Annotated in this window: 26 protein-coding genes; 9 read left to right on the forward strand and 17 right to left on the reverse strand. The window is 73.5% G+C overall.

Features of this window, described 5'->3' with window-relative positions; genetic code table 11:
• Positions 1 to 55: 55 nt before the first annotated feature.
• From U5911_RS10465 to U5911_RS10495, 7 genes are all read right to left on the reverse strand, one after another.
• On the reverse strand, positions 56 to 814 hold the full coding sequence (locus U5911_RS10465; protein WP_336036983.1) for a ribonuclease H-like domain-containing protein: 759 nt from the start codon (positions 812 to 814) through the stop codon (positions 56 to 58).
• A gap of 74 nt (positions 815 to 888) precedes the next feature.
• Entirely contained in the window at positions 889 to 1530 is a 642-nt protein-coding gene (locus U5911_RS10470; RefSeq protein ID WP_336036984.1) for a helix-turn-helix domain-containing protein, read from the reverse strand.
• A gap of 281 nt (positions 1531 to 1811) precedes the next feature.
• Complete coding sequence (gene paaE, locus U5911_RS10475; RefSeq protein WP_336036985.1) at positions 1812 to 1973, reverse strand: 1,2-phenylacetyl-CoA epoxidase subunit PaaE; 162 nt, start codon at positions 1971 to 1973, stop codon at positions 1812 to 1814.
• A complete protein-coding gene (paaD, locus tag U5911_RS10480) occupies positions 1970 to 2362 on the reverse strand; it encodes a 1,2-phenylacetyl-CoA epoxidase subunit PaaD (protein ID WP_336036986.1) in 393 nt (130 codons plus the stop codon). The genes paaE and paaD overlap by 4 nt, the downstream gene beginning before the upstream one ends.
• A complete protein-coding gene (gene paaC / locus U5911_RS10485; protein ID WP_336036987.1) occupies positions 2359 to 3168 on the reverse strand; it encodes a 1,2-phenylacetyl-CoA epoxidase subunit PaaC in 810 nt (269 codons plus the stop codon). The genes paaD and paaC overlap by 4 nt, the downstream gene beginning before the upstream one ends.
• Positions 3168 to 3488 (reverse strand): 1,2-phenylacetyl-CoA epoxidase subunit PaaB, encoded by a 321-nt coding sequence (paaB, locus tag U5911_RS10490; RefSeq protein WP_336036988.1) that lies wholly within the window; start codon positions 3486 to 3488, stop codon positions 3168 to 3170. Before paaB ends, paaC begins: the two co-directional genes overlap by 1 nt.
• Positions 3489 to 3490: 2 nt before the next feature.
• The gene (locus U5911_RS10495) at positions 3491 to 4429 is read right to left on the reverse strand and encodes a Phenylacetic acid catabolic protein (protein WP_336036989.1); all 939 of its coding nucleotides are present in this window, start codon (positions 4427 to 4429) and stop codon (positions 3491 to 3493) included.
• 83 nt (positions 4430 to 4512) lie between these two features.
• Between U5911_RS10495 and U5911_RS10500 the strand changes: the two genes are divergently transcribed.
• Positions 4513 to 5148: a helix-turn-helix domain-containing protein gene (locus U5911_RS10500; protein WP_336036990.1), complete on the forward strand. Its 636-nt coding sequence runs from the start codon at positions 4513 to 4515 to the stop codon at positions 5146 to 5148.
• Between the two features lie 31 nt (positions 5149 to 5179).
• Positions 5180 to 5947, forward strand: a complete 768-nt coding sequence (locus U5911_RS10505) for an enoyl-CoA hydratase/isomerase family protein (RefSeq protein WP_336036991.1) — start codon at positions 5180 to 5182, stop codon at positions 5945 to 5947.
• On the opposite strand, the gene U5911_RS10510 is transcribed toward U5911_RS10505, so the two are convergent.
• The 5 genes from U5911_RS10510 to hutU are packed head-to-tail and all read right to left on the reverse strand — an operon-like array spanning position 5935 to position 12054.
• Positions 5935 to 6522: a GNAT family N-acetyltransferase gene (locus U5911_RS10510; protein WP_336036992.1), complete on the reverse strand. Its 588-nt coding sequence runs from the start codon at positions 6520 to 6522 to the stop codon at positions 5935 to 5937. The genes U5911_RS10505 and U5911_RS10510 overlap by 13 nt on opposite strands.
• A 41-nt stretch (positions 6523 to 6563) precedes the next feature.
• Complete coding sequence (hutH, locus tag U5911_RS10515) at positions 6564 to 8168, reverse strand: histidine ammonia-lyase (protein WP_336036993.1); 1605 nt, start codon at positions 8166 to 8168, stop codon at positions 6564 to 6566.
• Positions 8161 to 9417: an imidazolonepropionase gene (gene hutI, locus U5911_RS10520; protein WP_336036994.1), complete on the reverse strand. Its 1257-nt coding sequence runs from the start codon at positions 9415 to 9417 to the stop codon at positions 8161 to 8163. Before hutI ends, hutH begins: the two co-directional genes overlap by 8 nt.
• Positions 9410 to 10318: a formimidoylglutamase gene (hutG, locus tag U5911_RS10525; RefSeq protein WP_336036995.1), complete on the reverse strand. Its 909-nt coding sequence runs from the start codon at positions 10316 to 10318 to the stop codon at positions 9410 to 9412. Before hutG ends, hutI begins: the two co-directional genes overlap by 8 nt.
• Positions 10318 to 12054 (reverse strand): urocanate hydratase, encoded by a 1737-nt coding sequence (gene hutU, locus U5911_RS10530; protein ID WP_336036996.1) that lies wholly within the window; start codon positions 12052 to 12054, stop codon positions 10318 to 10320. Before hutU ends, hutG begins: the two co-directional genes overlap by 1 nt.
• Before the next feature lie 83 nt (positions 12055 to 12137).
• Here hutU and U5911_RS10535 point away from each other — a divergent pair, with 83 nt between their 5' ends.
• Positions 12138 to 12770, forward strand: coding sequence for a helix-turn-helix domain-containing protein (locus tag U5911_RS10535; RefSeq protein WP_336036997.1), 633 nt, complete (start codon positions 12138 to 12140; stop codon positions 12768 to 12770).
• Between the two features lie 96 nt (positions 12771 to 12866).
• Here the strand turns inward: U5911_RS10535 and U5911_RS10540 are convergent, their stop codons facing one another.
• Positions 12867 to 13187 (reverse strand): antibiotic biosynthesis monooxygenase family protein, encoded by a 321-nt coding sequence (locus U5911_RS10540; RefSeq protein WP_336036998.1) that lies wholly within the window; start codon positions 13185 to 13187, stop codon positions 12867 to 12869.
• Between the two features lie 168 nt (positions 13188 to 13355).
• On the opposite strand from U5911_RS10540, the gene U5911_RS10545 reads away from it, so the two are divergent.
• On the forward strand, positions 13356 to 14576 hold the full coding sequence (locus U5911_RS10545; RefSeq protein ID WP_336036999.1) for an MFS transporter: 1221 nt from the start codon (positions 13356 to 13358) through the stop codon (positions 14574 to 14576).
• A gap of 38 nt (positions 14577 to 14614) precedes the next feature.
• Positions 14615 to 15040 carry a hypothetical protein gene (locus U5911_RS10550; RefSeq protein ID WP_336037000.1) on the forward strand — a complete coding sequence of 142 codons (426 nt, stop codon included), beginning with the start codon at positions 14615 to 14617 and terminating at the stop codon, positions 15038 to 15040.
• 12 nt (positions 15041 to 15052) lie between these two features.
• On the opposite strand, the gene U5911_RS10555 is transcribed toward U5911_RS10550, so the two are convergent.
• Genes U5911_RS10555 through U5911_RS10565 form a run of 3 tightly spaced genes read right to left on the reverse strand, consistent with a single transcriptional unit; the run spans position 15053 to position 16795 of the window.
• Positions 15053 to 15925, reverse strand: coding sequence for an amidohydrolase family protein (locus U5911_RS10555; RefSeq protein ID WP_336037001.1), 873 nt, complete (start codon positions 15923 to 15925; stop codon positions 15053 to 15055).
• The gene (locus tag U5911_RS10560; protein ID WP_336037002.1) at positions 15922 to 16380 is read right to left on the reverse strand and encodes a MaoC/PaaZ C-terminal domain-containing protein; all 459 of its coding nucleotides are present in this window, start codon (positions 16378 to 16380) and stop codon (positions 15922 to 15924) included. Before U5911_RS10560 ends, U5911_RS10555 begins: the two co-directional genes overlap by 4 nt.
• 31 nt (positions 16381 to 16411) lie before the next feature.
• Positions 16412 to 16795, reverse strand: a complete 384-nt coding sequence (locus U5911_RS10565; protein ID WP_336037003.1) for a DUF7987 family protein — start codon at positions 16793 to 16795, stop codon at positions 16412 to 16414.
• Positions 16796 to 16897: 102 nt separating this feature from the next.
• Here U5911_RS10565 and U5911_RS10570 point away from each other — a divergent pair, with 102 nt between their 5' ends.
• The 3 genes from U5911_RS10570 to U5911_RS10580 all read left to right on the forward strand — a co-directional run bounded on the left by U5911_RS10570 (position 16898) and on the right by U5911_RS10580 (position 20864).
• Positions 16898 to 18058, forward strand: a complete 1161-nt coding sequence (locus tag U5911_RS10570; protein WP_336037004.1) for a thiolase C-terminal domain-containing protein — start codon at positions 16898 to 16900, stop codon at positions 18056 to 18058.
• Complete coding sequence (locus U5911_RS10575) at positions 18055 to 19500, forward strand: zinc ribbon domain-containing protein (RefSeq protein WP_336037005.1); 1446 nt, start codon at positions 18055 to 18057, stop codon at positions 19498 to 19500. The genes U5911_RS10570 and U5911_RS10575 overlap by 4 nt, the downstream gene beginning before the upstream one ends.
• 68 nt (positions 19501 to 19568) lie before the next feature.
• Positions 19569 to 20864, forward strand: a complete 1296-nt coding sequence (locus U5911_RS10580) for a 5'-deoxyadenosine deaminase (RefSeq protein ID WP_336037006.1) — start codon at positions 19569 to 19571, stop codon at positions 20862 to 20864.
• 18 nt (positions 20865 to 20882) lie between these two features.
• Here U5911_RS10580 and U5911_RS10585 read toward each other — a convergent pair whose 3' ends face one another.
• The gene (locus U5911_RS10585; protein ID WP_336037007.1) at positions 20883 to 21083 is read right to left on the reverse strand and encodes a hypothetical protein; all 201 of its coding nucleotides are present in this window, start codon (positions 21081 to 21083) and stop codon (positions 20883 to 20885) included.
• Positions 21084 to 21175: 92 nt separating this feature from the next.
• On the opposite strand from U5911_RS10585, the gene U5911_RS10590 reads away from it, so the two are divergent.
• Positions 21176 to 21298 (forward strand): hypothetical protein, encoded by a 123-nt coding sequence (locus tag U5911_RS10590; RefSeq protein ID WP_336037008.1) that lies wholly within the window; start codon positions 21176 to 21178, stop codon positions 21296 to 21298.
• Positions 21299 to 21338 lie beyond the last annotated feature (40 nt).

A 21338-nucleotide genomic window follows, 5' to 3' on the forward strand; every position in this document is an offset into this window, starting at 1 on the left:
GTGTGTGGGTCGTCCGGCGTAAAATCCACGGTCGGTGTGCACTGCCGCCAGGGGCTTACCGTTCGGCACCGACGTGCGGCTCGAACACCTCGCAGTGGAGGCGCTCGCAGACCGTCTCGAGCAGCGTCTGGAGGTTCCGGGCGTCGTAGCGGTTGTACTCGACGAGGCGGTCCAGGGCGGCCTCGTCGCCGTCCTCGTAGCGGTGCCAGAGCTCGACGGCCTCGCGGCCGTCGATGTCCATCCCGCCGCGGTCGACGCCGAGGTCGCGTTCGACCTGCTTGAGGCCGCCCGTGAGGTCGAGGCGCCGGCAGAGGTACATGAGGTCGAGGTGGGGGGCGTCGACGTCGACGCCGAACTCGTGCTCGAGGAACGGCTGGTCGAAGCGCTTGCCGTTGAACGAGACGACCATCGCGGCGTCGAGGCTGTCCGCGAGGTTCGCGGCCGTGAGGTCGTCGCCGCGGACGAGGGTCTCCGTGGAGCCGCCGCGGTGGACGCTGACGGTGGTGACGTCGCTGGCGCGCTTGTCGAGGCCGGTGGTCTCGATGTCGAAGAACGCGACGTCGCCGGCGAGGTTCTCGTAGAGCCGCCAGAGCGCGTTGTTCGGGAAGGTCTCCGCGAAGAACCGCGTGTCGTCGGCGTCGAGCGCGCGGCGGGCGTCCGCGATGAACGCCCGGACGTTCTCGGCGGTGGCGTCGCCGACGCCGGGCGCGCTCGCGTCGAAGTCGTCCCAGTGGGTGACGCCGTGGGCCCAGAGCCGGCGCTCCGTGGTCTCGCCGACGCCGGGCGCGGGGATGAACGAGTTCTCGGCGCGCATACCCTCCCGTGGACGCCTGCCGTACAAATGCCTCGCGGTCCCCGGCAGTCGGGCGGCCGCGACGGCCGCCGCGGTCAGTCGAGGGCGTTCGCGACGAACGCGGCGACGCCGCGCCGCAGTCGCTCGCTGGCGGCCTGCGTGGAGACGCCGAGTTCGTCGGCGACTTCCGAGAGGGACGCGGTCCGCGGCACGTCGTAGTAGCCGAGTTCGGCGGCGGTCACGAGCGCCCGGCGCTGCTTCGAGGAGAGCCCGTACTCGTCGTCGAGGACGGGGTCGGTCTGGCTGTAGACGCCGCGCAGGGAAACGTCGACGCCGCGGTCCTCGACGCGCGGCTGGAACGCCGAGAGGCTCTCGCGGTCGGGGAAGCGCAGGCGGGCGCGGAGGCCGTCGGCGGAGGCCGTGACGGCGAGCCGTGAGGCCTCCATGCGGTCGTCGAGGGGGTACAGCGGTTTCGCGGTCCGCTCGCTGACCTGGACGCGGTAGAGGCGTCGGTCGCCGGCGTCCTCGACGACGGTGAGGTCTGCGACGGTGTGGTCGTCGCGGGCGCGGGACTCGAACGTGTCGAGGTCGTCGCCGGTCGCCCAGACGAACAGGACGGGCCGGTCGGGGTCCTCCGCGACCGCCTGTTCGACCTCGTACCTGACGCCCGTCTCCTCGAGCGTCGGCACGAGCGGGAGATCCGGGTGTCGGAACGTGAACTCGGCGATGACGCCCACGAGTGCGTCAAGAAGTCACACACTAATATATCGTTCGGTTGTCAAGAACCGGGTGGCAGGCGTCGAGAGCGGCAGCGGTGGCGGCAGCCGTAGCGGCCGCCGCCGCCGTGTCAGAGGCACGTCCACCGAGCGTCGCGGTGAACGCATCACAGTCGACGCGCACACCTAGTGAACGCACTCCCTTTCGAGTAATGCCCTTAAATGCTCTCTCGGGAGCGGCGCCACGCGGCGGCCCGTCGGTGCGCCGCCGGTCGACCGCCGGGCGGGCGACCCGCGGCCGCCTAGCCGAAGCGCTCGAACGGCTGCTCGCAGTCCAGACAGAAGTGCATCGACCGGCACAGGCCCGGCCCCTTCGGGTGGTCGCGTTCCGTGTTCGTCGACCCGCAGTACGGGCAGGCCGCCGTCTCCGTCGGCGACGTCGTCGTCGAGGGGTCGTCGGTCATACGCTCAGCCCGAACTCGCGCAGTTGCGCCCTGCCCGACTCGGTCACCATGGCCACGGACCACGGCGGCGAGTAGCGGACGGACACCTCGGCCTCGCGGACGCCGGACGCCGTCAGCGCCGCGCACCGGACGTCGTTGGTCAGCAGGTCCTTCGCCGGACAGCCCGTGTACGTCAGCGTCATCTCCACGCTCGCGCGGTCGCCGTCCACCGTCACGCCGTAGATCAGCCCCAGGTCGACGACCGAGACCGGCATCTCCGGGTCCTCGACCTCGCGGAGGGCGTCCCAGACCTCGGCCTCGCGGCCCGTCGCCTCGGCGCCGGTCCTCGGGTAGCCCTCGGGCGCCTCGCCGTCCTCGTAGTCCGTGTACGCGCAGGCGTCGGAGCTCACGCGTTCTCACTCCGCAGGGTCGCCGGCTCGTCGAAGCCGAGTTCGCGGTACGTCGCCGTGAACGCCTCGTGCAGCGCGGCCCAGTCGGCCGTGTGCGTGCCGTCCCGGCCGACCGCGTCCGGCCGCTCCACCGCGCCGGGTTCGGGCACGGTCAGGCCCTGGGACTCGAGGTACGGCACCACCTCGTCCAGCCAGTCCGCGCGCAACTCGGCGAGCGTGCGCGTCCGCACGCCGGACTCGACGATCTCGTCCTCGAAGCGCGTCGGCGCGAACAGCGAGAGCGCGTGCGGGAACAGTCGGTCCACCGCGTCCTGCACGCGCCGGTGGGCGTCCTCGCTGCCCGTCAGGCGTTCGAGCCACGACTGCGCGTGCTCGCGGTGGTAGTCCTCCTCGCCTTGCACCTTCGGCACGCGGTCCGCCAGCGGCCCGAACGAGGAGTCCGCGAGCGCGTCCAGCCGCAGGCGTTCGGCGACGTCGTAGAGGTAGCCCCGGACGACGGTGTCCGCCCAGTCGCCCTCGGGCGTCTCGAGTTCGACGAGGGGACTGTGCAGGAACTCCCCTGGGTCGCGCTCCCAGAGCAGGTCGCGTTCCTCGTACCCGAACTCTTCCTGCAGGAGGTCGTAGTAGAGCCGGGCGTGCCCGAACTCGTCCTGGGCGACGTTCGCCAGCGCGAGGTCCGACTCGGGCGTCGGCGCGAATATCTGCCACTCCGTGTACCGCTCGCCGAGCACGTACTCGTCGTCCGCGAGGCGCAGCAGCTGGGCTTCCGCGGGCGCGAGGTCGCGGTCGGGGGACGCCCGCGGCATCAGACCTCACCCCGCTTCTCGGCGTGTTCCTCCTGGTCGGCCTCGCTCTCGGCGACCTCCTCGGCGAAGCTCGCGTCGATCTGGTTGTACGTGATCGCCCACCGGTAGGACTTGTCCGTCGTCCCGCCGAACGCGGCGTCGTCGGCGTCGACCTCGCCGATTTCGTCCTTCGGGGCGACCCACAGCGAGTTCGTCTGCATGCGGCGGCCGTGCTGAATCTGGGCGAACAGCTCCGCCATCTGGCGGTCCGGCGCGTGCACGTTCCCGCAGTGGGTGTGCCGGTCGCCGGGCTCCTCCTGTCTGAACACCTCCCAGATCATGGTCAGTCGGCCGCCTGCGGGGCGTCCCCGCCGGCGGTCTCCCAGTCGGTCATCGACTCGCGCACCCACTCGACGGCCGCCTGGCGGCGGCGCCGGCTGCCGATCTGTTCGCGGCTGCCCTCGTAGTCGTTCTCGGCGATGGTCCAGAACTCCTCCCAGTCGAGGTCCTCCTCGCGCACCGCCATCGTGCCGTCGTCGCGCTCGAAGATGCGCGGGTACTCCGGGATCTCGAGGCCGTACTTCTCGGCTTTCGGCACGTACATGTTCAAAAAGGAGTTCCGGAGTTCGTCGTTCGAGACGGTCTTGAGTCCCACCTGCTGGGCGAACTCGTCGTGGTGGGACTCGTCGTTGGTCGGCCCGAAGAACTGGAGGATGCGCGGCCACCACTCCTCGAAGGCCGCCTGCGTGCGCTCCTGGTTCGCCTTCGAGGACGTCATCAGCTCGCGGAGGACGTCCTCGCCGTGCTTGACGTGGAACCCCTCCTCGAAGCACACCTTGTCCATCGCGTGGGCGTACGGCTCCCAGGACGTGTTCTTCAGCGTGGCCTGCCGGCGCATCGCGCCGCCGTCCACGAAGAAGTCGATCATCGGCGCCTCGTACCACGAGTCGACGGGGTAGTGAAAGCAGTTCAGGAACTTCCCCTCGCCCGCGGTGAGTTCGTCGAGCATCTCCTCGCGCGTCTTCACGCCGAGGCTCTCGGCGGCGCGGTAGAGCAACTGGGCGTGCCCGATCTCGTCCTGGCACTTGGCGGTGCAGGCGAGCTTCCGGTCCAGCGAGGGCGCCATGCGCGTGAACTCCTTGTCGAGGTAGCCGCCCATCACCTCGCTGTTCGCGTGGAACTGGATCATGCGCGTCGCGGCCTCCCGGTACTCCCCGGGGAGGTCGTCGCTGGGGCTGAACGCCCGGGGGCCGGCGCGCTCTTTGACCTCGTCGACGTCCATGAACGATAGTGAGGGACACGCGGGGGTAGTCGTTCACCCGCACATACGCGGGGTTGAAGTCCTCCGGGGCCGAACGTGTTCCCGTGATCTCGGAGTGTCTGTTCGTGGAGTTCGGCGTGCGCGGCGACGACTGCCCGCTCGCCGACGCCACGCGCGAGACCGGCGCGAGCGTCGACGCCCGCCCGCCGCAGCTCCGCCGCGACGGCTACGCGCTCCTCCGGTTCTCGACGGCCGAAGGCGACGCAGTCGCCGACGCCCTCGACGCCGACGACCGCCTGCGTTACCTCCACGTCGCGCACACCGACGGCCGCTTCACGTTCCGCTGTCTCTCCAAGCACCCCTGCGTCGTCCACGAACTCACGAACGCCGGCTTCCTCGCGGACTCCCTGCACTACCGGGCCGGCGACGCGCGCTTCACGGGCGCCGTCGTCGGCCGGGACGTCCTCCGCGAAGTCCTGGAAGCCGCCGGCGACGCCGTCGGCGTCACGCTCGAGCGCGCGTACCCCGTCGGCGACGAGGACGACGCCCCCGTCCCCGACCGCTGGGGGCTCACGCCGGCGCAAGCGGACGCGCTCCGCACCGCCCTCGACATGGGGTACTTCGCCGTGCCCCGGGAGAGCGACGCCGGCGACGTCGCCGCCGCGCTCGGCGTCTCGAAGTCCGCGTACCTCGAACGCCTCCGCCGGGGGCTCGCGCGCCTGCTCGACGAGACGCTGTGATTTAAACCCGCGGTCGGCGAACACGCCGCGCATGCACGCAGAGACCACGGACGGCGTCCGCCGCGTCACGTTCGACCGACCGGCAGCGAAGAACGCGTTCACGCCCGAGGTGGCCGAAGCGCTCGCCGCGGAACTGGAGTCCCTCGACCCGGAGACCCACGACGCCGTCGTGTTGACCGGCGAGGGCGACGCGTTCTCCGCGGGCGGCGACGTGGCGGCGATGGCCGAGCGCCAGCAGGACGGCCGCGACTACTACGAGACCATCGTCGAGACGTTCGGCCGCCTGACGGACGCAGCGATGGAGTCCCGCGTCCCCATTGTCGCGCGCGTCAACGGCGACGCCGTCGGCGCCGGCCTCGCCGTGGTCGCGCTCTCGGATTTCGCGTACAGCGCGCCGGACGCGCGGTTCTCGTGTGCGTTCGTCCGCGTCGGCCTCGTCCCGGACACCGGCGGGAGCTTCCTCCTGCCCCGCCTGGTGGGGCTCCGCGAGGCGAAGCGGCTGGCGTTCACCGCGGAGTTCGTCGACGCCGCCGAGGCCGCCGACCTCGGCCTCGTGAACGAGGCGGTCCCGGCGGACGAACTGGACGAGACCGTCGACGACCTCCTGGACACGCTCCGCGCGCGACCCACGCGGACCGTCGGCATGGTCCGGCAGGCGCTACACGACAACCTCGGCCGCGAGTGGCGGGACGCCCTCGACCACGAGTCCCTCCTGCAGAGCCAGGCGCGGGACACGCCCGAACACGAGGAGGGCGTCGCGGCCTTCCTCGAGGGCCGGGAGCCGGACTACCCGTCGTGAAGTGACTTCTCCATGATGTAGATGGCGTCCGGGTCGTCGAACGCCGCCCGGACGCGCTCGACGCGGTCGTGGTCGACGGGGCCGTCGGCGTCCCCACCGGGTGCGAGGTACACCTTGTGTCCGCCGTCGACGGACCGCTCCCGGCGGACGTCGAAGCGCTCGCGGTAGTTCTCCGGGAGCGCCTCGCGGCTCGTGCGGACCATGATGCTCTCGGGCCGGTAGCCGTTCGCGGCGTAGAAGTAGTCGACGTAGCCGCCCGCCGAGCCGACGCTCGCGCGCTCGAAGCCGTACTCGCGTGCCGCGTCCTCGAAGGCCTCAAGGAGGCGTGACCCGACGCCCGCCCGGGCGTAGGCGTCGCGCACGGCGATGCCGACGAGTTCGACGCTGGCGGCCTCGCGGTGTCGGCCGAGCGCGAACCCCACCAGGTCGTCGCCGTCCCAGGCGCCCCAGAACAGCGCCGGGTGCTCGTCGTACCACTCCCGGACCACGTCCCGGTCGCGGTCGTCGATGCACTCGTGGTGGAGCTCGAGCACGTCGTCGAACTCGTCGGCCGTCACGCGGCGGAGTTCGACCATGGCCGTCGTGGGTTCCGCTGGACCAAGTGCTTTGGGCGGGCTCACTCCAGCCGGTCGCCGAGCGCGCGCTCGACCGCCTCGTCGACGAGCCCCTCGCGGACGAGGCCGGCGACGGCGTCCATCTCGCCGGACAGCGACCGGTCCTCGTCGACCGGCGGCGACGCCTCGCGGACGAGGTCGTAGACGGCGGCGGTGCCCTCGGCGTGCGCGAGGTCGTCCTCGAGGAACTCGCTGGCCTGCGCGGCCGCGAGCAGTTCCACGGCGACGACGCCGGCGGTCTTCTCGGCGGCCTCGCGGAACGCGTACGCGGAGCCCGCGCTCATGCTCACGTGGTCCTCCTGGCCGCCCGAGACGGGCGTGTTGTCGACGGCGGGCCGGCCGAGCGACCGCAGGTCGTTCACGAGCGCGGCGGCCGTGTACTGGGGGATCATCAGGCCGGAGTGGAGGCCGCTCTCCCTGGCGAGGAACGGCGGCAGGTGGGGTTCCTGGACGTTCGGGTTCAGCATCCGGTCGACGCGGCGCTCGCTGATGGCCGCGAGTTCGGCGAGCGCGCTCGCCGCGTAGTCCAGGCGGAGCGCCAGCACCTCGCCGTGGAAGTTCCCGCCGGAGAGCACGGCCGCGGCGTCGGTGCCGCTGGCGCGCGGGTCCGTCGCCGCCGCGTCGAACACGAGCGGATTGTCGGTCGCCGAGTTGAGCTCCGTCTCCACGGCCTCCCGGAGGTGCGCGAGCGCGTCACGGACGGCGCCGTGGACCTGCGGCAGGCACCGAATCGAGTACGCGTCCTGCACGCGGTCGCAGTTCCGGTGGCTCTCGACGACCTCGCTGTCCGCGGTGAGTCGCTTGACGTTCCGCGCGCTGGCGGCCTGGCCGTCGTGGGGCCGCACGCGCTGGATCGCCGGGTCGCAGTTCGCGGTCGTGGACAGCGTGACCTCGGTCGTGAGCGCGCCCGCCGCGTCGGCCGCCCGGAGCGCGCGCTCGCCGTCCAGGAGCGCCAGCGCCGCCAGCCCCGTCGTGAGCTGGGTGCCGTTGATGAGCGCGAGGCCCTCCTTCGCCCGGAGCGTCACCGGGTCGAGCCCGGCGCGGTCGAGCGCCTCGTCGCCGGGCACGTGGTCGCCGTCCACCACCGCCTCTCCCTCTCCGATGAGGACGAGCGAGAGGTGCGCGAGCGGCGCGAGGTCGCCGGACGCGCCGAGGCTGCCCCGGGAGCGCACGACGGGGTGGACGCCCGCGTTCAGCATCGCCGCGAGCAGGTCGACGACGCGCTCGCGGACGCCCGAGTACCCCTTCACGAGCGCGTTCAGTCGCGTGACCAGGAGCGCGCGCACCTCCTCGCGGTCGAGTTCGCGGCCGGCGCCGGCGGCGTGGCTGCGGAGCAGGTTCCGCTGGAGCGCCTCGAGGTCCTCGCGGGGGACCCGGGTGTCGACGAGCTGCCCGAACCCCGTGTTCACGCCGTAGACGGGGTCGCCGGCGTCGAGGACGTCCACGACGCGCTCGCGGGACCGCCGCACGGCCTCCCGGGCGTCCCCGGCGATGCGGACCGCGGCGTCGTCGCGCGCGACGGCCTCGACAGCCGCCGGCGTGAGCGTCTCGCCGTCGACGACCACCGCGTCCGCGCCGCCGGTCGCCCCGCGGTCCGCGTCAGGCATCCGCGACCGCCCCCTCGCGTGCGACCACGTCGCCGTCCTTCAGCACCGTCTCGACGGTGTTCACGCCGAAGTTGTAGGGGACGTGGACGTGGCTCGGCCCGTCGACGACCGCGAGGTCAGCGGCGGTGCCCTCGCGGAGCGTGCCGGTGCCGTCGCCGCGGTCGACGGCGAGCGCGGCGTTGCGCGTCGCGCCGAGGAGCGCGTCGCCCGGCGCCATCCGCATGCCGTTGCACGCCAGCGCCACCGCGAACCCCATCGACTGCGAGTAGCAGTTCGGGTTCAGGTCCGTCGCGAGCGCCACGTCGGCGCCCGCCCGCCGGAACTGCTCGGCGTCCGCGTAGTCCTCGCCGAGCGCGAACGCCGTCCCGGGCAACAACACGGGGACGACGCCGGCGTCCGCGAGCGCCGCGGCGTCGTCCTCGTTCGCGTGCAGGAGGTGGTCGGCGCTCACCGCGCCGAGGTCGGCGGCCAGTTGCGCGCTCCCCAGCCTGGTGAACTCCTCGGCGTGGATCTTCGGTCGCAGGCCGCGCTCGCGGCCGGCCTCGAGGACCCGCCGGCTCTGGGCGACGGTGAACACGCCCTCCTCGCAGAACACGTCGCAGAACGCCGCCGCCGGGTGGTCGGCCGCTCGCGGCAGCTGCTCGTCGACCACTTCGTCGACGTAGTCGTCGGCGTCGCGGCCGCCCGGGACGGCGTGGGCGCCCATGAACGTCCCGACGACGTCGACCGGGTGGCCGTCGGCCGCCCGCTCGATGGCGTCCAGCAGGCGGAGCTCGGTCTCCGTGTCGAGCCCGTACCCGGTCTTCACTTCGGCCGTCGTCGTGCCGTGCGCGAGCATCACGTCGAGCTGGGCCGCGAGGTTCGCCGCGAGCTCGGCGGTCGACGCCTCGCGGACGGCCTCGACCGTGCGGAGGATGCCGCCGCCCTCGGCGAGGATCTCCTGGTAGGTCCGCCCGCGGAGCTTCGCCGCGAACTCGTCGCTGCGGTCGCCGGCGAAGACGGCGTGCGTGTGCGGGTCGACGAACCCCGGGATCACGGCCCGCCCGGACGCGTCGATCGCGGTGTCGGCGTTCTCCGCGGGGTACTCGCGGCGGACGGCCTCGGCGTCGCCGACGGCGGCGACGTCGCCGTCGACGACCGCGACCGCGGCGTCCTCGTGGGTCTCGAGCGGCCCGCCGTCGCCGCCGCTCGGGCCGACGACGACCTCGCCGGCGCCGTACACCACGGTCTCGAGTGTCGACTCAGCCATGGTGCCCCGCGAGGAAGTGCGCGACGGTTCGCGCGGCCGCGTCGACGGTGCGGCCGTCCTCGTCCAGCGGCGGCGCCGTCTCCACGACCTCGAAGCCGACCGCGCGGTCGTCGGCGGCGACGCCGCGCACCAGCCGGAACAGCTCCCTGGGCTGGAGGCCGCCCGGCGTCGGCGCGCTCGAACCGGGGTAGGCGGCGTCGAGGACGTCCACGTCCACGCTCACGTAGACGTAGTCGACGCCCGCCATCGCGTCGAGGGCGGCCGCGAGCGCGCCCGCCAGGTCGACGTCCACCCGTTCGGCGGTGACGACCGCGCCGCCCTGGTCGTCGAGGAACTCCGCGTACGCGGTCGACGTCTCGAAGTGGCGCGCGCCGACGACGGTCAGCGAGTCGAGGCCGGCGTCGAACAGCTGGCGGTACGGCGTGCCGCTCGTGGGGCCGCCCCGGACCGCCCGGCAGTCGAGGTGCGCGTCGAAGCTCACGACGCCCAGGCTGCCGGCCTCGAGCAGCGGCGCGGCGTTCGCGTACGACAGCGAGTTGTCGCCGCCGACGAACACCGGGACGGCGTCGGTCTCGTGGACCGCCGCGGCGGCCTCCGCGACCGTCTCCTGGACGACCTCGACGTCCTCGTCGACGAGCACCACGTCGCCGAGGTCCGCGACCGACTCCACCGCGCCGGCCGCGAAGTGGTGGGTCTTCGCGCCGGCGAGCGCGTCCCGCACCGCCGCCGGCCCCTCCGCGGCGCCCTCCCGACCGATGACAGCGCCGTCGTAGGGCTCGCCGACGAGCACCGCGTCGTAGCCGCCGGCCTCGTCGACCGTCGTCGTTTCGACGACGTCGCCGAACTGCTCGTCGTTCGGGTCCGCCGAGGGAGCGTCCCACGCTCCGGCGGTCCGGAACATCAGTGCTCGCCCCCCATCGGAACGTCGACGCCGCTCTCGCGCGCCTCGTCGATGGCGTCCTCGTAGCCGGCGTCGGCGTGGCGAATCACGCCCATCCCGGGGTCGGTCGTGAACACGCGGCGGGCCTTCTCCGCGGCGAGGTCCGAGCCGTCCAGGACGACGTGGTTGTTCGCGTGGAGCGCGTTCCCGATGCCGACGCCGCCGCCGTCGTGGACGCTCACGATGTCCGCGCCGGCGGCCGTGTTCAGGAGGGCGTTCAGGATGGGCCAGTCCGCGACGGCGTCCGAGCCGTCGCGCATCGCCTCCGTCTCGCGGTTCGGGCTCGCGACCGACCCGGCGTCGAGGTGGTCCCGCGTCACCACGACCGGCGCGCTGATCTCGCCGTCGGCGACGAGGCCGTTGATGCGGAGCGCGAACCGCGCGCGCTCGGTGAGGCCGTCCTCGTCGTCGGCGCTTCGGTACCCGAGCCAGCAGACCCTGCTGGGCAGCCCCTGGAGCTGCACCTGGTCCTGCGCGAGGTCGATCCAGCGGTGCAGCGCGTCCTTCCCGGGGAACAGTTCCTTGACGGCTTCGTCCGTCCGGTGGATGTCCTCGGGGTCCCCGGAGAGCGCGACCCAGCGGAACGGGCCCTTGCCGCGGCAGAACAGCGGCCGGATGTACGCGGGCACGAACCCCGGGTAGTCGAAGGCGTCGTCCACGCCGCGGTGCTCGCGGACCTGGCCGCGGATGTTGTTCCCGTACTCGAAGGCGACAGCGCCCTCGTCCTGGAGGTCGAGAATCGCCTGCACGTGCCGCTCCATCGTGTCCAGGCTCGCCTCGACGTACGCCTCCGGGTCCGCCTCGCGGAGGTCGTCGGCCTCCGCGACCGTGTACCCGCTCGGGTAGTAGCCCTCGAGTTCGTCGTGCGCGCTCGTCTGGTCGGTGACGACGTCCGGCACGAAGTCGCGGTCGAGCATGCCCTCGAGGACGTCCGCGGCGTTGGCGTGCACGCCGACTGAGTACGGTTCGCCGGCCTCGGCGGCCGCCTCGGCGCGGCGGATGGCCTCGTCGAGGTCGTCGGTCTGCTCCATGCAGTAGCCGGTCTCGATGCGTCGGTCGATGCGGGCCTCGTCGACCTCCGCGGCGATGCAGACGCCGCCGTTCATCGTGACCGCCAGCGGCTGCGCGCCGCCCATGCCGCCGAGACCGCCCGTCGCGACGATCCGCCCCGAGAGGTCGCCGTCGAAGTGCTGGCGGGCGGCCTCCGCGAGCGTCTCGAACGTGCCCTGGATGATGCCCTGCGTGCCGATGTACGCCCACGACCCAGCGGTCATCTGGCCGTACATGATGAGGCCGTTCGCCTCGAGTTCGTGGAAGTGCTCCCAGTCGTCCCACTTCCCGACGAGGTTCGAGTTCGCGATGAGCACGCGGGGCGCGCGCTCGTGGGTCTCGAAGACGCCGACGGGCTTCCCGGACTGCACGAGCAGCGTCTCCTCGTCGCCCAGTTCGCGGAGCTCGTCGAGGATGGCGTCGTAGGCGTCCCAGGACCGCGCCGCGCGGCCGGTGCCGCCGTAGACGACGAGGTCCTCGGGCCGCTCCGCGACCTCTGGGTCGAGGTTGTTGTTCAGCATGCGCAGCGCCGCCTCCTGGCGCCAGCCCTCGCACTCGACGTCCGTGCCGGTGGGCGCGCCCTGGTAGTCCCGCCACTCCGCGGACGGCTCGCCCACCGAGAAGGCGCCGTCTGGACTGTCTCCCATACCACTCCCTTCGGCGACCAGCGGCAAAGGCCTGCAGGCCGCCGTGCGACGGGTTCTTTACGTGCGGGGGCGTCTGTCGGCGCGTGCACCAGGCGACGTTCCGGCTCGCGGGCGGCGGCGCGTACGCCGCGGCGACCGCGGACGCGGACGCCAGCGTGGCGCTGTGGTGCAACGACCACTGCGACCTGCTGCGCGTCAGGGGCGCGGACGCGGACCGCGCGCTCGCGGTCGTGGACGACCGCGTCGGCGTCCGCGAGACCGCGACGGAGGGCGACAGCACGCTCGCCGTGACCGGCGCGTGCCTCCGCGAGGCGAGCGACGGCGGCGTCGAGGACGTGCTGGCCGCCCACGGCTGCCTGCTCGTGCCGCCGCTGTCCTACCGCGACGGCGAGAAGCACGTCCGCGTGCTCGCCCTCGACCCCGGCGCGCTCACCGACGTCTACCACGACCTGCGCGCCGACTACGAGGTGACGGTCGCGGACAAGCGCGAGGTGAGCGCGCCCGAGCCCGGGGCGCCGGGGACGGCCGCCCCGGAGTTGACCGCGCGGCAGGCCGCCGTGCTGCGCGCCGCCGTCGAGGACGGCTACTACGAGTTCCCCCGCCGCGCCTCCACGAGCGACCTCGCCGACCGGTTCGGGCTCGCGCGCTCCACGCTCGAGGAGCACCTGCGGCGCGCCGAGGGCAAACTCGCCACAGCCCCCGCCGCGACCCGGTGAACACGCCACAGCCCCCGCCGCGACCCGGTGAACACGCCACAGCCCCCGCCGCGACCCGGTGAAAACTCGGCCGGAGCCGCGCTGGCTGTTCGGCGCCTAGCGTGGCGGGTCGGCGTCGTCGCCGAAGCCGCTCCCGTAGGAGTCCAGCACCTCGGTCACGGTGACCTCGTAGGCGTCGTACCACTCCGTCCAGCGGCGTTTCGCGCGTTCGTGGTCGGCGTCCGCGCCGAACGAGTCCAGCGCGTCCAGGTCCTCCCAGTAGTAGACGACGAGCACCTCGTCGCGCTCCGGGGCGTGCCACGTGCGCTTCCCGCGGTAGCCGTCGGTGTCCTCGGCGGCCGCCTGCACCGCGTCGTTCAGTTCGTGGAACTCGGCGTCGTACGCCCCCGGGTCGAGCCGGAAGGTGACGAGGTACATCGCTCCCCGTTCGGTCCCCCGCGTGGATAAGCGGTTCCCCGCCGGCGACAGGTGGCGGCGGCCGCCCGAGCCGACCTGACGGATGCTCGACACCACGCCCGTCCGCAGAACCGGTCGTCGGTTGCGCCTACGCGTAAGTTCTTGTGCGGGTCTCGCGACCAACCGACAATGGCAGGCGGAGCGGCCGCGGACGGCGACGACAGCGGCGCGGAGCGGTCGGTCCGCGAGCAGTGGACGGTCGTCCTGGGCGTCACGGCCGTCTCCGCGGCGCTGGCCGCCTACGAGATCTCGCCGGCGAGCGTCACGCCGCTCGTGCGGGACTCCCTCGGCGTCGGAGCGACCGAGGCCGGCCTCGTCGTCAGCGTGATGTTCGGCGTCGGCGTGTTCTCGAGTCTCCCGACCGGCGCGCTGCTCGACCGCACGAACTCCCGGACCGTCGTCGCGGTGGCCGTCGCGGTCGCGCTGGTCGCCGGCGGCTGGGGGTGGGTGGCGGCCGAACGCGGCAGCTACCCCGGCGTGCTCGCGTCCCGGGCGCTCGGCGGCATCGCGTACATCGCGGTGTGGAACGCCGGCATCGACGTCGTCAGCCGGACCGTCGCCGCGGAGTACCGCGCGACCGCGGTCGGCACGTTCACCGCGAGCGGGCCGGTCGGGTTCGCGGTCGGCCAGAGCACGAGCCCGGTCATCGCGGCGTCGTTCGGCTGGCCGGCCATCTCCGTCGCGTTCACGGCCGCGAGCGTCGTGGGGCTGGCGGTGTTCTGGGTGCCGAGCCGCGGCCTCGGGCACGCCGACGGCGGCCCGGCGCCGTCGCTGGCGGAGTTCGCGGCCGTACTCCGCCTGCGCAGCGTCTGGCTCGCCGGCCTCCTCGGGTTCCTCGCGTACGCGCTGTACCTGTTCGTGAACTCCTGGGCGCCCTCCTACCTCACCGACGAGGTCGGGCTGGCGCTCGGCGTCAGCGGCGTCCTCGTCGCGGTGTTCCCGGCGGTCGGCGTCGGTTCTCGCGTCGCGGGCGGCGTGCTCTCGGACCGCCTCTTCGAGGGGCGGCGGCGGCCGGTCCTCCTGGGGTCGTTCGTCGCGACGGCGCCGTGCCTGTTCGCGCTCGCGGCGCTGCGCGTGATCCCCGTGCTCGTCGCGGCGCTCCTGGTCGCCGGGTTCGCGGTGCAGTTGACGCTCGGGCTGGCGTTCGCGTACGTCCGCGAGCTCGTCGAGCCGCGCGTCGCCGCGACCGCGGTGGCGTTCCTGACGGCGGTCGGCCTCGCGGGCGCGTTCGTCGCGCCCATCGCGGGCGGCGCGCTCGTGGCCGCGTTCGGCTACGAGCCGGCGTTCCTGCTCGCGGGCGCGCTCTCCGTGGTCGGGGTCGCCGCGGCGTGGGTGCTGCCGGAGCCGTAGAGCGGAAGCCTTCAGGGAGTCGGGCGCGAAGTCGGCGCGTGCGCAGGACAGCCGCCGCCGTCGCCGCGGGCGTGGTCGTGCAGGCCGCGCTGCTCGCCGCAGTCTCCGGGATGCCGCCCCACCACCCGGCGACGGCGACGACCGCGTTCCGCGTCGTGTCAGTGGGCGCCGTCGGCGGGTTCGTCGCGGCGTTCCTCGCGGACGCCACGCCGTACCGCGCGAGCGTCGCCGCGGGCGCGGCCGTCGGCGTCGCGGTCGGCGCGGCGTTCTGGTACGCCGTCCTGTACGGGGAGACGGTGGGCGTCCTCCACCACCTCCACTACGCGCTGGCGACGACCGTCTGGCTCCTCGACGTCGCCGCGCGCTGGCCGCGACTCGTCGTCGGCGGCGTCGCCGTCGCCGTCGCCGCGGCGTTCGTCGCCGGGAGCCTGCTCGGCGGCGTCGCGGCCGAGCGGCGGCGGTGAGGGCGCCGCCGGTCAGAGTCCGAGCAACCGTTCGGCGTTCTCCCAGAGGAGCTTCCGGTAGACGTCGTCGCCGTAGTCGGTCGCCTCGGCCAGCGAGTCCAGCCACTCGTCGGGTCGAATCATCGGGTAGTCCGTGCCGAACAGCACCTTGTCCTGGAGGAGGCTGCCGGCGTAGTGCAACACCTGGTCGTCGACGTACTCCGGCAGCCACCCGGAGAGGTCCATGTAGACGTTGCCCTTCTGCTGGCAGACGGCGAGCTGTTCTCTCTCCCAGGGGAAGGCGGGGTGGGCGACGAGAATCTGGAGGTCGGGGTGGTCGGCGGCGACGTCGTCGAGCAGCATGGGGTTCCCGTACTTCACCTTGAGGCCGCGGCCGCCCGGCGCGCACGCGCCGAGCGTGGAGTTCCCGCCGTGGAACACGCAGGGGACGCCGAGGTCCTCGATGGTCGCCCAGAGGTCGTCGTGTTCGGGGTCGCTGGGGTCGAAGCCCTGCGCGATCTGCTGGAACTTGAACCCAGAGAGGTCGAGGTCCTCGACTGCTCGAATCGCCTCCTCGACGCAGTCGTCTTTCAGGGGGTCGACGCTCGCGAACCCGACGAAGAAGTCCTCGTGCTCGTCGCGGACCGCGGCGACGTAGTCGTTCGGGACCGGCGGGTTGCCGGTGTTGGTCTCGGCGTCCCAGCCGAGGAGGACCGCGCGGGAGACGCCCGCTTCGGCGTACTCCGCGCGCATCTCGTCGTAGTCCCAGGTGTCGAGGTCGGTGCCGAAGCGGTCGGCGGCGTCCCGAATCAGCTGGCCGCCGGCGTCGTGGAGGAACTCGCTGGTGGGCTGGTGGGCGTGCGCGTCGACCGCGCGGCCCTCCGCGAGGACGTCGTCGAGGCTCATCGCCGCTTCACGAGGAACTTCATGTCGCCGGCGAACACCGTCTCGCCGTCCTGGTTCGTCATCTCCGTGTCGACGGTGACGAGGCCGGCGTCGTCCCGCGAGGACAGCTCCTTGGTCTCGGTTACCTCCACGTCCAGGGAGATGGTGTCGCCCATCTTCACGGGCGCCGGGATGTCCATGTAGTTCATGCCGAGGAACGCGACGACGGTGCGCTCGAGGAACCCGCAGCGGTAGACGAACCCGGTCGCGAGCACGAACGTCATCGGGCCGTGCGCGACGCGCTCGCCGAACTCCTGGTCGGCGGCGTACTCGGCGTTCGAGTGCAGCTCCGTCCAGTCCCCGGTGAACATCGAGTGGAACGTGAAGTCCGCCTCCGTCACCGTGCGGCCGACGCTCTCGAAGGTCTCGCCCTCGGCGAAGTCCTCGAAGTAGTGGGGCTCGTAGCTGTACGGCATACCAGGGACGGGAGTCCCGAACGATAAATAATTATGCAGAACGGCCGCGGAGGCGCGTCGCGGAGATGGCGAGCACCCACGCCGCGGCGAACGCCGCCGCACGCGGGAGGAACCCGGCGGTGACCGCGCGCAGCGCGGCGGCGACCGCGAGGTAGCAGGCCACGACGAACACGGTCGCGGCGACGGCCCACGCGACGCCGGCGAGCCGACCGTCCAGCGGCGGCTCCCGGTAGTTCTCGTAGACGTTCGGCACGCCGACGCCGACGAGCAACACGACGAAGTAGCCGTCCGCGGCGTCGGGGCTGTGCCGGAACGCGAGCGCGCCGGCGGCGAGCGCGAGGGCGACCGCGGTCGCGGTCACCGCGAACTCGACGCTCGCCAGCCACGCGCGGAACCGACCCGTCAGCGACGCCATACGCCCACGTGCGGCCACGACTGCTTGAAGGTGGCGGGGCGTCGCAGCGGCCGCGAGCCGGGACGCCGGACAACTATGTGGGGCGGCGCACAACCGCGAGGTATGCGAGACGCGTACGTCGTCGGCGCCGGCCAGACAGCGTTCGGGGCGTTCCCCGAGGCGTCCTACCGGTCGCTGTTCGCCACCGCGGTCGACCGCGCGCTGGCGAGCGCGCCCGACCTGGACGCCGACGACATCGACGAGGCGGTCGTGGGAACGCTCGGCGTGGGCGGCCGACAGCTCGGCCTCTCCGGACCGGCGGTCACCGAGCACGCCGGCGTGTCGGCGCCGACGACGAGAGTGGAAAACGCCTGCGCGGCGAGCGGCTACGCGGTCAGGAACGCCGTGCAGGCCGTGAAGTCGGGGATGGCGGACGTGGCGCTCGCCGGCGGCTTCGAGGTGATGACGGACCTGAGCGGCGACGCCGCGAAGTACTGGCTCGGCGTCTCCGGCGAGACGGAGTGGGAGCGGCTCACGGGGGCGACGTTCGCGGGGACGTACGCCCAGATGGCGTCGGCGTACCTCGACGCGCACGACGCGACGGTCGAGGACTTCTCGCGGGCCGCCGTGAAGAACCACGCGAACGGCGCGCGCAACCCCCACGCGCACCTCGGCTTCGAGTGCTCGCTCGCGGACGCGACCGGCGCCGCGACGGTCGCCGACCCCCTGACGCTGTACCACTGCTGTCCGACGAGCGACGGCGCCGCCGCGGTGGTCGTCGCCAGCGGCGAGGTCGCCGAGTCCGTCGACGCGGACGCGGTCCGCGTGGCGGGCGTCGGCGCCGCCGGCGACCGCGTCGGCCTCTTCGAGCGCGACACGTACACCTCGATTCCGGCGAGCCGCGACGCCGCCGACGCCGCCTACGAGATGGCCGGCATCGGCCCGGGCGACGTCGACATCGCGGAGGTCCACGACTGCTTCGCCGTCGCGGAACTGCTCGCGTACGAGGACCTCGGGTTCTGCGAGCGCGGCGAGGCGCCGGGGCTGCTCCGCGAGGGCGCGACCGACCGCGACGGCCGCCTGCCGGTGAACGTCTCGGGCGGCCTGAAGGCGAAGGGCCACCCGATCGGCGCGACGGGCGCCGGCCAGGTCGTCGAGCTCTGGAAACAGCTCACGGGGAACGCCGGCGACCGGCAGGTCGAGGGCGTCGAGGTCGGCCTCGCGCACAACGTCGGCGGCAGCGGCGGCGCGGCCGTCGTCACCGTCCTGGAGGGACAGCGATGACCGGCGAGCGGTCGAGCGTCGTCGGCGTGGGCGCGTACGCGCCGCGGTTCCGGATGCCGGCGGACGCGGTCCGGGACGCGCTCGGGTCCTTCGACGCGCGCGGCGTCGACCAGGTCGCCGTCCCCGACGCCGACGAGGACGCGCTGACGATGGCCGCCGAGGCCGCCGGCAGAGCGCTCGATGCGGCGGAGACACGCCCGGACGACCTGGACGCGCTCTTCCTGGCGTCGACGACGCTGCCCTACGACGAGGAGGCGGCGACCGCGCGCCTCGCCAGCCTGCTCGGCGCACCGGAGCGGACGCGCACGGCGCAGTTCGCGGGCAGCACCGCCGCAGGGGGCGAGGCGCTGGCCGCGGCGCTCGACGCGGACGGCCTCTCGGTCGTCGTCGCGTCCGACGCGCCCACGGGCGCGGCGGACGGTGCAGTCGGCCACGCGGCGGGCGCCGGCGCGGCCGCGGTCGTCGTCGCCCCGGATGACGCGGACGGCGTGGAGGCCGCCGCGGTGACGGACGCGGCGTCGTTCACGTCGCCGTACCCGGGGACGCGGTTCCGGGAGCGCGGCAGCGAGGAGACGACCGGACTCGGCGTGACGGCCTACGACCGGCGGGCGTACCGCGAGACGGTTCGCGGCGCCGTCGACGCGCTCGGCGGCGCCGAGAGCCCGGCCGCGGCGGCCCTCCAGGCGCCGGACGGCGACCTGCCGTACCGCGCGGCCGGAGCGCTCGGCGTCGATGCCGACGCGGTCGACGCTGGCACGGTCGCCGCCGACCTGGGGGACGCGGGCGCGGCCAGCGCGTTCCTCGGCCTCGCGGCGGCGCTCGCGGACGGCGCCGGGTCGGTGCTGCTCGTGCCGTACGGCAGCGGCGGCGTCGCGCACGCGTTCCGGATTCGCGCCGGCGGGAGCGCGCCGGTCGAGCGGACCGTCGACGGGGACCGCGAACTCGACTTCGCGGCCGCACGGCGCCGCCGGGGCGCGTTCGACTCCGGCGTCCCCGAGGGCGGCGGCGCGTACGTGAGCGTCCCCTCGTACCGCCGCACGCTCCCGCAGCGCCACCGCCTCGTCGCGGGCCGCTGCGAGGCCTGCGGCGGACTGGCGTTCCCGCCCGAGGGCGCGTGCCCCGACTGCGGCGGGCGCGAGGGGTACGAGGACGTGGCGCTCGCCGAGACCGGGACCGTCGAAGCGGCGACGACCATCTCGCAGGGCGGCGCGCCCCCGGAGTTCGTCCCCCAGCAGGCCCGCGGCGGCGCGTACGCGAGCGCCGTCGTCGCGTTCGAGGGGCCCGAGGGCGGCGCCGCGAGCGTGCCGGTCCAGGTCGTCATCGCCGACGAAGACGCGCCCGACGTCGGCGACGACGTGGCGGCGGTGCCGCGCGTGCTCTACGACCAGGAGGGCGTGCGGCGGTACGGCGTCAAGGCGGTCCCGACAGCGGGCCGACGGTAACGCCTGACACACGGGCCCCGGGCAGACCGGAACGCGTTTGTTCCGGCGACGTCGTAGACCGTGAGGGAATGACGCTACTGAGCGCCGACACCGTGGTCTGCGACGCGGACCGCGTCCTCGAGGACGGCGCGGTGGTCGTCGACGGCGACCGCATCGCGGCGGTCGGCGACCGAGACGAACTGCTGGACGCCTACCCCGACCGCGAGCGCGTCGCGGTGGACGTGCTCGCGCCGGGGCTGGTGGGCGCGCACGTCCACTCGGTGCAGAGCCTGGGGCGGGGCATCGCGGACGACGAGGAGCTCCTGGACTGGCTGTTCGACCACGTGCTCCCGATGGAGGCGTCGATGGGACGCGAGGAGATGCGCGCGGCAGCCGACCTGGGCTACATGGAGCTCGTCGAGTCCGGGACGACCACCGCGATCGACCACCTGTCGGTGGCGCACGCGGACGCGGCGTTCGAGGCCGCGGGCGACGCCGGACTCCGCGCGCTCGCGGGGAAGGTGTTGATGGACAGGGACGCGCCGGGGGGCCTGCTCGAGGACACGGACGACGCGCTCGCGGAGACCGAGCGCCTGATCCGCGAGTACGACGGCGGCCACGGCGGCCGCATCCGGTACGCGGTGACGCCGCGGTTCGCGGTCTCGTGCACGGAGGCGTGTCTCCGGGGCTGCCGCGAGCTCGCCGACGAGTACGGCGTCCGCATCCACACGCACGCCAGCGAGAACCGCGGCGAGGTCGAGAAGGTCGAGGCCGACACCGGCCGCCGGAACGTCCACTGGCTGGACGAGGTGGGCTTGACCGGGGAGGACGTGGTGCTGGCCCACTGCGTGTGGACCGACGAGAGCGAGCGCGGGGTGCTCGCGGAGACCGGGACGCACGTCACGCACTGCCCGTCCTCGAACATGAAACTCGCCTCGGGGGTCGCGCCGGTCCGGGACTACCTCGAGCGCGGCGTCAACGTCGCGCTCGGGAACGACGGGCCGCCGTGCAACAACACGCTGGACGCGTTCACGGAGATGCGGCAGGCCAGCCTCCTGGGGAAAGTCGAGGACCTCGACCCGACGGCGCTCCCCGCCAGAACGGTCTTCGAGATGGCGACCCGGAACGGCGCGAGGGCGGCGGGCTTCGAGGACGTGGGCAGGCTCCGCGAGGGCTGGAAGGCAGACGTCGTCGGGCTCACGACGGAGAACGCGCGGTCGACGCCCGTCCACGACCCGTACTCGCACCTCGCGTTCGCGGCGCACGGCGACGACGTGACGCTGACCGTGGTGGACGGCGAGGTGCTGTACCGGGACGGCGAACACCAGCGGTTCGACGCCCGGGCGGTCCGGGAGCGAGCCCGCGAGTTCGCCGCACGGCTCTGAGGGGACGGCGCGGCGCGCCTACCGCTCGTAGTTCTCGACCCAGTCGTCGAGCTTCTCGGTGGCGCGGTCGGGGTCGCGGTCCGCGCGCAGCAGCTCCTCGACGAGCGCCGCGAACTCCGCGGAGACGCGGCTGCTCGCCTCCAGCCGCGGGACGAGTCGGACGCGCAGCCAGTCGAGGGCGCGCTGGGGCGAGTACCGGGCGTCGGCGGTCTCGACCATCGGAGCCCAGTACGGGCGGCGGACCTGAAAGGGGTGACGCCTCGCCGGGACGGACGCCACACTTTTCGGGCCGGCGTCCGTCGCTCCACGGGATGCCAGAAGGCGAGCCCGTACAGTGTCCGGTCTGCGGGTGGACGGGGCGAGCGAGTGACCTCGAGGACGCCGACGGCGGCGCGGCGTGTCCGACCTGCGGCGAACACGTCCCCGTCCCGTGAGCGAGCGGCGAGCGCGCTCGCAGCCCGCCCCGGCCGCCAC

This window comes from Halobacterium yunchengense (assembly GCF_037031165.1).
GTDB lineage: Archaea > Halobacteriota > Halobacteria > Halobacteriales > Halobacteriaceae > Halobacterium > Halobacterium yunchengense.